The following is a 10141-nucleotide window of genomic DNA, read 5'->3' on the forward strand; positions in this document are numbered from 1 at the left end:
ATCTCGTTCCTATGAGGTGAATAAGTATTTTTTTCTGACTGTCACATCGCGGAAAATCAGCAGAACACAAAAAAATCCGTTCCCTATTCGGAACGGATTTTGATATTTATTCACCTTCTATGAATTGCGATTTGTACCATACTGCAGCAGCAGCAACCTCGGTTTTCGTAAGCTGATGACCTGCATGTTCCCAATGAACGATTACAGGAGCACCCGCGCCGCTCAGCAGCTCTTCTAACTCCTCGGTTTCTTGAGGCGTACAAAGCGGATCATTCCTGCCCGCACCAATGAAGCAAGGAATTGCTGATAAATCTGGCAGTTGAAGTCCACGCAGCGGCACCATAGGATGATGCAGAATCGCTCCGCGGAATGCATCCTGAACATGAAACAACAGACTGCCCACGATATTGGCACCGTTGGAATAACCGATAGCGACGAAATTACGGCGATCCAGTGCATATTCTGCTGCGGCAAGATCGAGAAAGTCGTTGACCTCCTGAGTGCGGAGAATTAAATCCGCTTCGTCGAATACACCCTCGGCCAGCCTGCGGAAATACCGATTCATTCCATTCTCCGTTACATTGCCCCGGATACCAAGAACGGATGAGGTAGGCGCAATGTTTTGGGCTAACGGCAGCAAGTCGTTTTCTGTACCTCCTGTACCATGGAACAAAACCATGACGGGTGCGCTTGGATCCGAGCCTTGTCGAAATACATGTTTCATTAGATATTTCCCTCCAATGCCCGTACCTGTATTGGGGGCAGATTATTTTCAATTTGTGAACGATGCGCTTCCAGCCATTCGGGCAGCATCAGCTTCTCACCAAGTGCTTCCGGCTGCTCATCTCGAGTAAAGCCCGGCGGATCCGTAGCAATCTCGAATAAGATACCACCGGTTTCGCGGAAATAAATCGCATTAAAATACTGTCGGTCTATGATAGGTGTCGGATGAAAGCCATGCTGCTCAACATGGCTTCTCCACAGTCCGTGATCCGCATCATCCTTGGCGCGCCAAGCGATATGATGAACAGTTCCCGCTCCTCCGGCACCTAGCTCCATAGGGTTGACGTTAACATCGATAAGGTTACCCAAATCGCCTGTTGCAGCATAGCGAGTATAAGTCTCATTACGCGCGATTTGTTTGAGGCCCATCACCTCTACCAGCAGATTGCCGGTTTGCTCAGGCGCCATGCTGTACAGAATCGCACCACCGAATCCTTTGATCGCCTTATCCGACGGGATGCCGCCAATTGACCACTGGCTTAACGATCCAGCTTCCCGCTCCACAATTTCTAGCCGCAGCCCATCTTTATCGGCAAACTGCACATACACCTCACCAAACCTCTCTGCTCTCGTTACTGAGATTTGAAAGCTTTTCAGCCTGGCTTCCCAATAATCCATTGTACCTGTCGGAACAACATAGGTGGTATAGCCGACCTGACCGCCACCAATCCGCCCTTTACGCGAGCCTGCATATGGGAAGAATGTAATAATTGTGCCTGGGCTTCCCAGCTCATTGCCAAAATACAGATGGTATACCTCGGGCGCATCAAAATTAATCGTCTTCTTGATCAAGCGAAGTCCAAGCACCCCTGCGTAAAAATCAACTGTTTGTTGTGCATCTCTAACAAATGCGGTTACATGATGAATACCCTTTGTTTGTTGACTCATCTTCTCCAGCTCCTTAACTTCATTTAGAATTATCATGCTATTGCCTGTTTGTTTTGATTCAAAATTGGTTATAGCTGACAAACTCTCCCACAGGCTTGCGATAGCCGCGCGGCCGCAGCTTCGAGGTATCTTCTTTACCAATCGTAATCAGCAAAGCAGGAACATACGTATCCGGAATATTCAACACTTTACTCAGAGCCTCCGGGTCAAAGCCAATCATTGGGCATGTATCCCAGCCCTTTTCCTTGGCGACCAGCATCATCAGCATTGCGGAAATTCCGGCATTGCGTATCGCTTCCTCCCTTTTGAACGTTTCGCCACCACCTTCATAGAAGCTGTGAACGGATTCGACGGTCATATCGTACTCTTGTTGGTTAATGACACCGAGATGCAGCAGTCCCTCATTGATCTTACCTGCGTCCTTATAAGCCTCTTTATTACCCAAAACCACAATAGCTGCGGAGGCGCTTTGTACTTTATATTGTTTGTAGGCGGCTTCATACACTTTATTTTTGATCTCAGAATCCTTAATGACTACATAGTGAGCATGCTGCAAATTAAAGGCGGATGGTGCGAATTTTACAAGACTAAAGATTTCATCCAGCTCCTGATCCGTAATTTCCACACCAGGAATAAATTTTGTGGCCGATCTACGTGCTTTCAATAATGTTATAAAATCGCTCATTATGATAATGCCTCCTCGTTATAGTCGCTTTATGTAAATAACAACAATCAAAGACTCTTAATTTAAAGATATTAGTACTGCAGGCAGTAAGCTGCTCACGCCATACTGCTACCTGCCACGCACAATCTAATTAGAGCTATTGAACCTTGTCTAGAAGCTGCGAAAGCTGCATAACTACTTAAAGCTTTCCTGCGCATGCTTGCCGAGTTTTTTGAGCAATTGAGCTGCAGTCTGCTTCTCTTCAGCAGATAATCCGCTCATGGCCTGTTCGATGATCTCCGTGTGACCGGGAAACGATTCTTCTATCCACTCCCTGCCAGCCTCGGTGATTTCCGCATAAATGAGACGACGATCCTCCGTACAAGCCCTACGTGATACGAGTTTCTTTTTCTCAAGCTTATCGACAACGTAAGTAATATTACCGCTGCTCATCAGCACCTTACTCCCAATTTGTTGAATAGCCTGCGATCCTTTATGGTACAAGAGCTCAAGAACGCCGAACTCGGTCCTGTTTAAGCCACGCAGCCGAATATCCCGGTCTGCATGGGCATTCACCCACTGACTGGCTCGGGAAAGTGCTATAAAAAGATCCAGCGAATCATTTCTTAAATCTCCCATTGCGCCCACCTCTTTATTCTGTGGTGTTATGATTTGTTTATTAATCTTAATTTAAAGATACTTTATTTGCAGGTATTTGTCAAGCTGCATGTAGCCCGATACGGATGAATTCAAACCGACTTGAACAAACTGGCGGCGATCATGGAGTTGCCGAGTCAAGCGGCGCCACAAATAACCCTGCTCCCCACCTGAATCGTGGAGTTGTAAGGTTATTTGTTGCGATTGTAGAGGTTGCTGCGAGCGCAACTGCAGAACCTTTAATAAACGTCCCGTCTCGTAAACGAGACGAAGGAAATGATCAACGCAGCCGAGCCCCAGATCAGCAGCACGAGCAGCGAGAAGCCCAGTGACATGCCCTCAACGGGAGGCGCAGCATCTTCCAGATAGCTGATCAGCTGCAGGTTAACCATAAATAAATATTTAGCCGACTCCCACGAAGCGACCATCGTACTCAGGATCGTACCAGCAATGAGACATGCCAGCATGATGCCCATGACTGCCGCAGTGCTGCGCACAAGAACCGAGAACATGAACGTAATCGTAGCTACCACAGCCGACACGAACCACGCCAAGCCCAGCTCCATCAAAATATATTGCCATTGCGGAATCAGATGCATCCCTGATGCATCCAGTTGCCCGCCACTCACCTTGAAGCCCGTAAGAACTGGAGCCTCCCACCCCTTAAATCCGAATACGAGCCCGGAGATGATGGCTGACAGCAAGCCGAACAACGTAATGATCATGGACACGGACAGCAGGAGCGCCAAATATTTGCTTAGTAAAATGCGCCATCTGCGTACCGAGTGCGTGAGCAGCACCTTCATCGTACCTGCGCTATGCTCGGAAGATACTAAATCAGCGGCAATGATCATCATCATCAAAGGCAGGAGCAGATTGATACCGCTCTTCACAAAACCTCGAACAAAGGTCGGGGCACCCGGCTCAGACGGATTCACATTGTATTCCAAATAATATTTTTGCTGATTCATGCGAATCTCCAGCTCTTTGCGCGTAGCCTCCGGCGTTCGGCTGCTCGTGATCCGATTTTGCCAGCTGGCTATCCGCTGCTCCATCGCAACGCGCCAATTCACATCTCCGAACCGTTTACGGCTTTCCTCCGCTTGACGATACTGCGCGTACGTAAATACAGAAATCAGGATTGCCAAGATGAGCGTGATCACCAGCAGCCTTCTTTTGCCGGTCAGCTTTAACATCTCGTTAAACACCAGATTAGTCAATACCTTGTCCCCCTGTCAGCTCGATGAACAGATCCTCCAGCGAGGGCAGCTTGCGGCTGATCTCAGTTACAGTCACTCCCGCCTCCACCAGGATCTGATTCCAGCGTCCGATCTCCTGCTCGTTATAAGAGGTAATCAGCAGTTCTCCACGTGTTTCTACGGAATCGGCTAACCCACTCAGCACCTGAATCCCCTTGTCCAAAGGGTGCAGTCTCCAGCTTACCCGTTCCTGCTGAGCTAATAGGGTGTGTACCTTGTCCACCCGTACAATCCGGCCCTTCGATATAATCGCGACTCGATCACACATCAGCTGAATTTCGCTCAGCAAATGGCTCGAAACGAGCACGCTCAAGCCTTCCTTTTCCGCCAGGTAACGAATGAATTCACGCATCTCCCTGATACCTGAAGGATCAAGACCATTGGTCGGCTCATCAAGAATGAGCACTCTCGGATTACCTAGCAGCGCTTGCGCAATCCCTAACCTTTGGCGCATCCCAAGCGAGTAGGTTTTCACTTTATCATGTATTCTGGCACTCAGTCCGACCAGCTTTACCACTTCCGCTATCCGGGCATCGTCAATCCCGTCCATCATCCGGGCAAAATATTGCAAATTGGCCCAACCGCTCAAATACGTGTACAGCTCGGGGTTTTCAACGATACAGCCCAGATTTCTCATGGCCTCTGGAAATTGGGTATGCAGATCATAACCACACACCTGTATCGACCCTGCTGTTGGCCGAATCAGACCTACCAGCATTCGAATCGTGGTCGTTTTGCCTGCACCATTGGGCCCCAGAAAACCAAACACCTCACCGCGCCTCAGATCAAAGTCGAGACTTTGAATAATTTCCCGCTTGCCAATCACCTTTCTCAAGCCCTTCACCGACAGTGTAATCTCGTCCATAAGCCCACCCCTTACCACGTAATTAGTGAAGCCAATCGGTCCCCGATTAAACGGTAGCCGGCTGCATTCGGATGGAACAAGTCTTTGGCCAAATAATCCTGTACCCTCAATTGAAATAAATCAAAGGTCGGCACCAGCACGGTTAACGTGTACTTGGCTGCAATTTCTGATGATCTATAGTTCCAATCCCTCACAATTTTGGTCGTTGTTGCGCTATCCTTCAATTCGCTGAATGGATTATATAACCCTATCAGGAAGATCCTCGCGGTAGCATTGTCGTCCCGCAGCTGCTTCAGAATGCCATCGAGCTGAGGCAAGTAAGCATCCTCGGTCTCTTTGATCTTGGCCGGGGACAAATCGCCCATTGCCTGTCCTCCGCGGAACAGATCGTTTCCACCTATGCTGATGAAAATAATATCTGCCGCCTTGACCTGTGCCTGAATGTCAGCTTGTCCGAGTGACGCCGCCAATTGAGTGGAGGTTTGTCCATCTACCCCGAGATTTTCCAGTACAATTTCTTTGCCTGACTTGGCTTTCATATCCGCTACCGCATGTCCGACATATCCCTTCCGCTCGGTGTCTCCCGTCCCCTTGGTCAAAGAGTCGCCAAGCGCAAGCACTCGGAAGCTGCCCTCCTTGACTGCGACAGGAGCTGGCGCTAATACGGGAACGGCAGCTGCTTGCTGAGCTGTAGGTGCTAGCGTCTGCACGGATGCTGCTGCGCCTGTGAAATAATCCTGCAAGGCAAATACAAGTCCACCTACCCATAATAGCCCCGATACCAAGCCAATGACCATCGTCCATCGAATCGCTTTTTCCCTCATCTGTGGCCCGCTCCCACCCTCCGCTGCTTACGATTGTATAATACTTTGAACATAACATATTAAGCTGAAAGCCAGCTGAAAGTTGAGCCAGGGAATTAGCTCCATTACATAATCGTCCACGTAAACTTGTCATTCATCCCAGGTTTATTCCACTCGAATCTAGCATTGAGAAATGCAGGCTCGTACAGCAGGATGCGAATACATTCTTGATAGTACTCGGGCACGCGACCGTTAAGCTTAAGCTCGGTTAGTGCCACCCAGCGTGGGATATGCTTCTCAGGCTCCTTCGTCATCAACTCCCCTTGCACATGATGCGTTACAAAGAAAGCGGTCAAAGCATGATCCTGATTGGCATGATTTATATAGGAGACAATCCCTCTTAAAATCGGTTTCTCAATAATTAATCCGGTTTCTTCATCCATCTCTCTGATGCAAGCATCCTCCAAAGTCTCATGTAGTTCGACCCCGCCGCCCGGGGGTGTTAATTGTTGGTAATTAAAATAGCTCGGAATCCGTTTATCCATGAGTACAATGTTTCCATTACTGACAGCCACACAGGCAACTCTCGTTCTTATTGTCATATGAATCTCCCCCTAAAATAGTTCAAAATCAACAAAAACCCCCTATGAAAGGGGGTTCTGCAGTCAGACACTTACTGTGCTTCTCCCTCTCATCTTTGCAAAGTGTAACCTCTGCAGGAATTTGCACCGTGCTTGTAGCAAGTCGGTTGCCGCGGTTTCATAGGGCCAGTCCCTCCACCGAACTCTGGATAAGAGCTATATGCAATTGTTATTTTTTACAATATCAGCTTATCTTCGTGATGTCGAGATCGAATACTCACTGGAGCTTCTACTTGCGGCTGTAAACATAAACCTTGGTTCGATATAGATCCTTACAGGTGATAATACGTTCGGGCTGCCAGTCAGGCATCGCGAAGCAGACACTAATGACCATCGCTCCCGGGGGCAGCTGCTTCTGGAGTATGGGACTCAATCGTTTCATTGCTCCGGGGTATAAATAGCAGACCACCAGATCTGTATGATCATAGGAATACCGATAAATGTCCCCATAGGTAAATTTCAAACTGTTTCTGTCTCGGGCAAACAAACGGCTGATCAGCCGCGAGCTCCAAAGCGGAATGAGCGAATTTTCGATGCCGTTCAGCTGCCAGCCAGGACAGTGCTTAACCAGATGCAGGGCAAGAGTCCCCCAGCCTGAGCCAGCTTCAACCATCGACCCCCGTCTGGGAACCCGATTGATTTCGGCGGCTACGGTGCGACAGACTTGAAGCGATGAAGGCATCGGCGAAATCCCGTTCAATAAACTGGATACTATAATGAATAGCATCACCAGAAGCATGACAGCTATTAGCACAACAGACCCCATTTGATACAATGGAACCACTTTGCTTCCCCACCTTTCTTTGGCTATGGATCAACAAAGGGCGAGAATAACAATACTCCTACATGCGGTCACACACCCACATCACTTTGCTTTTTCAGGCTATGATTGTATTTCGTACAGGTCTATTTTATCACTATTTCCCTATTTAAAAATACGCCGTGTAGATCATTTATCGAGGCTCTGGTCATAGCGATTGTACAGCTATCTCTGCTATTTAAGAGGAGAACAGCTTTTTTCGTTATTAAAAAGCATTTGACAATCGTTGATTACAACTGTAATATAGCAATTGTACTACATATGTAATCCAAAATAAATCGGAGGTAAACCAATGAAAAGTGTCCCCCATATATCCGATGCCGAATGGGAAGTCATGAAAGTTCTCTGGGCCAGGGCCAAGACACCTTGTACAGCAAACGAAGTGATTGAGGCCTTAGAACATCAAACCGATTGGAAACCAAAAACCGTAAGAACGCTTTTAAACCGACTAGCCCAAAAGCAAGCCATTTCTTATTCACAGGAAAACAGAGTGTATGCCTATTTCCCGTTAGTGTCTGAGGACGAATGTGTAAGGTACGAAACCGAATCCTTCCTAAAAAGGATTTACGGAGGCGCATTTAAACCGATGCTGGTTAACTTTTTGAAAGAAGAAAAGCTATCTCCTGAAGAAATTAAAGAATTGAAAAGCATCCTTGATGATAAAACAAAATGATGAATGTACGAGCTTGTCTCACTCCGACTACCGTTATCTCATCAGAATCGATTAAGGAAAGGGAAGGGTGACTGTGAGCCGAATAACAGAACAACTTATTCATCTGTTTGATTGGGTTTGGTCTGTCTCGATCATGGCTAGTGTTTTGGTAGTGCTGATTATTGTGATGCAGCGCGTACTTAAGCATCGTTTGAAACCAAGGTGGCATTACTTAATGTGGCTGTTGGTTATAGTACGATTAATGCTGCCATGGGGCCCAGAGAGCGAATTCAGTATTTATAATTGGATCGGTTATACGGGTTCCGTTCACTCGGCTGTACAAGTGAATCCAGAGGAAATGCTGATTCAGGCTGTACCGGAAACAGCGGAAACAGCTATCCAAATGGTTTATCGGCATGTATTCGTTATATGGCTGGTTGGTGTGTGCTTATTGGGGGTATACACGTTCCGAGTTAACAGGAGATTTGCCCAACAAATGGACAAAGAGACGGTTACGATAACCGATGCAAGAGTCATAAGGCTTTTCAATCAATGTAAAAAAATGATGTCCATCCATAGATCCATTGCACTTGTTGAATCGCGCAGTTTGGCAACACCGACTCTTTTGGGGTTTGTGAATCCCCAATTGATCATGCCTCAAACACTAATAAGCAGTTTGAATGACGATCAATTGCAGCATGTGTTTCTGCATGAATTGGCTCATAGCAAACGAAATGATATTGGAGTCAATTGGTTCATGCATATTTTGCTAATGATTCATTGGTTTAATCCGGTTCTTTGGTACGCTTATCGACGGATGCGGGAAGATCAGGAAATCGCATGTGACGCTCTTGCGCTTAGCTGCCTTGCTCCTGACAAAAGTCAGGAATATGGATATACACTTATCAAATTGCTGGAAAATTTCTCGCAGCCAGTTCAAGCAGCAGGGAATGTAAATCTAACAGGCAGCAAAGTACAGCTGCAAAGGAGAATACAAATGATCAAACAGTTTAAATCCAATTCGTATCGTTGGTCCTTCCTTGGAATGGCAGCCTTACTCTTCATAAGTGGATGTGCGCTAACGAATCCCAAGGGCAGTCAGACCTCTGAACAATTGCCGAGTTCAACCATCTCCGAAGAAATAACGAAACAAACGGCTTCCGTTCAATCGAATACAACTGCTTCCGAAGAGAAGCCGGGAACAAGCGCTTCCGTAGGGGCTCAATCAATGGCATCCGAGGCTTCGCCAACACCGACGGCAGCCAACGAACCGCAGCCAGCGCCATCTGCTTCTGATGACAAGACGAGACTGTTCGCTTCCGTAAAAGAGCAGCCAACCGTATCAGATGACAAACCAAGAGTGGCACCTTCCGTAAAGCAGCCGATATTGGTAGAAGACACTCCGAGAGCGGCACCTTCCGTAAGGCAGCCAGTATTGGCTGAAGACACACCAAGACCAGCACCTTCCGTAAGGCAGCCGGTATTGGCTGAAGACACACCAAAACCAGCACCTTCCGTAAGGCAGCCGGTATTGGCTGAAGACACTTCGAAACCAGCACCTTCTGTAAGGCAGCCGGTATTGGCTGAAGACACTTCGAAACTCTTCCCTGCCGTTGTTCAGGAACCATCGGCTACATCTGTTAACTAATCTCTCCACAGCGAATACGACAGTGGTTTACATCTCAGCCGAATTAAGTGCAGAGAACCTTTTACTCGGGGCTGTGGCTACCGCAGCAACATATTTGCCTTTATTGTCGAAACGACGTTCTTCCAGGCTGCCGCGAATGATATGCTCCCCAAATAGTAGACAGGTGAAATATTAAAAACCTGATGCTATGAGGGGAGCATTTTTATGTCTGGGGAACCATTTCAGGCGACAGAGAAACTCGCCATTATCGAAGAGATTGAACGTGGTGAACTTGGCATCATGGCTGCTACGTACAAATATGGAATATCAAAGACAACCTTGGTTAAGTGGCGACGCCGTTATGAAGTCTATGGCATCGAAGGATTAGAGGTTCAAAAGGGAAACCGTACCTATTCCGTTGAACTGAAGCTTCAAGCAGTGAAGGATTACCTGGAGGGGGAGTTATCTCAGTACCAGATTAT

General features: G+C 47.4%; 12 protein-coding genes and 1 riboswitch. Of the genes, 3 read left to right on the forward strand and 9 right to left on the reverse strand.

Features of this window, described 5'->3' with window-relative positions; genetic code table 11:
* Window positions 1-106: 106 nt before the first annotated feature.
* The 9 genes from BM210_RS23775 to BM210_RS23815 all read right to left on the reverse strand — a co-directional run bounded on the left by BM210_RS23775 (window position 107) and on the right by BM210_RS23815 (window position 7344).
* Window positions 107-724: an alpha/beta hydrolase gene (locus tag BM210_RS23775; RefSeq protein ID WP_091174280.1), complete on the reverse strand. Its 618-nt coding sequence runs from the start codon at window positions 722-724 to the stop codon at window positions 107-109.
* A complete protein-coding gene (locus BM210_RS23780; protein ID WP_091174343.1) occupies window positions 724-1671 on the reverse strand; it encodes a ring-cleaving dioxygenase in 948 nt (315 codons plus the stop codon). Before BM210_RS23780 ends, BM210_RS23775 begins: the two co-directional genes overlap by 1 nt.
* Before the next feature lie 58 nt (window positions 1672-1729).
* Entirely contained in the window at window positions 1730-2356 is a 627-nt protein-coding gene (locus tag BM210_RS23785) for a nitroreductase family protein (RefSeq protein ID WP_091174282.1), read from the reverse strand.
* A gap of 174 nt (window positions 2357-2530) precedes the next feature.
* Window positions 2531-2974: a MarR family winged helix-turn-helix transcriptional regulator gene (locus tag BM210_RS23790; protein WP_091174286.1), complete on the reverse strand. Its 444-nt coding sequence runs from the start codon at window positions 2972-2974 to the stop codon at window positions 2531-2533.
* 257 nt (window positions 2975-3231) lie between these two features.
* Complete coding sequence (locus BM210_RS23795; RefSeq protein ID WP_091174289.1) at window positions 3232-4212, reverse strand: ABC transporter permease; 981 nt, start codon at window positions 4210-4212, stop codon at window positions 3232-3234.
* Complete coding sequence (locus tag BM210_RS23800; protein ID WP_091174291.1) at window positions 4205-5116, reverse strand: ABC transporter ATP-binding protein; 912 nt, start codon at window positions 5114-5116, stop codon at window positions 4205-4207. The genes BM210_RS23795 and BM210_RS23800 overlap by 8 nt, the downstream gene beginning before the upstream one ends.
* Before the next feature lie 11 nt (window positions 5117-5127).
* Window positions 5128-5940 (reverse strand): GDSL-type esterase/lipase family protein, encoded by an 813-nt coding sequence (locus BM210_RS23805; protein WP_091174294.1) that lies wholly within the window; start codon window positions 5938-5940, stop codon window positions 5128-5130.
* A gap of 104 nt (window positions 5941-6044) precedes the next feature.
* Window positions 6045-6521 carry an NUDIX domain-containing protein gene (locus tag BM210_RS23810; protein WP_091174296.1) on the reverse strand — a complete coding sequence of 159 codons (477 nt, stop codon included), beginning with the start codon at window positions 6519-6521 and terminating at the stop codon, window positions 6045-6047.
* A gap of 86 nt (window positions 6522-6607) precedes the next feature.
* Window positions 6608-6716: riboswitch (SAM riboswitch) on the reverse strand.
* 73 nt (window positions 6717-6789) lie between these two features.
* Entirely contained in the window at window positions 6790-7344 is a 555-nt protein-coding gene (locus BM210_RS23815; RefSeq protein ID WP_256223973.1) for a class I SAM-dependent methyltransferase, read from the reverse strand.
* A 328-nt stretch (window positions 7345-7672) separates the two neighbouring features.
* Here BM210_RS23815 and BM210_RS23820 point away from each other — a divergent pair, with 328 nt between their 5' ends.
* The 3 genes from BM210_RS23820 to BM210_RS23830 form a co-directional block, all read left to right on the forward strand.
* Window positions 7673-8053, forward strand: a complete 381-nt coding sequence (locus tag BM210_RS23820; RefSeq protein WP_091174300.1) for a BlaI/MecI/CopY family transcriptional regulator — start codon at window positions 7673-7675, stop codon at window positions 8051-8053.
* A gap of 73 nt (window positions 8054-8126) precedes the next feature.
* Window positions 8127-9680, forward strand: a complete 1554-nt coding sequence (locus tag BM210_RS23825) for a M56 family metallopeptidase (protein ID WP_091174302.1) — start codon at window positions 8127-8129, stop codon at window positions 9678-9680.
* 204 nt (window positions 9681-9884) lie between these two features.
* The coding region (locus tag BM210_RS23830; RefSeq protein ID WP_143101085.1) for a helix-turn-helix domain-containing protein at window positions 9885-10141 on the forward strand (257 nt) is incomplete at its 3' end.

The organism is Paenibacillus sp. 1_12, assembly GCF_900114475.1.
Taxonomy (GTDB): Bacteria; Bacillota; Bacilli; order Paenibacillales; family NBRC-103111; genus Paenibacillus_S.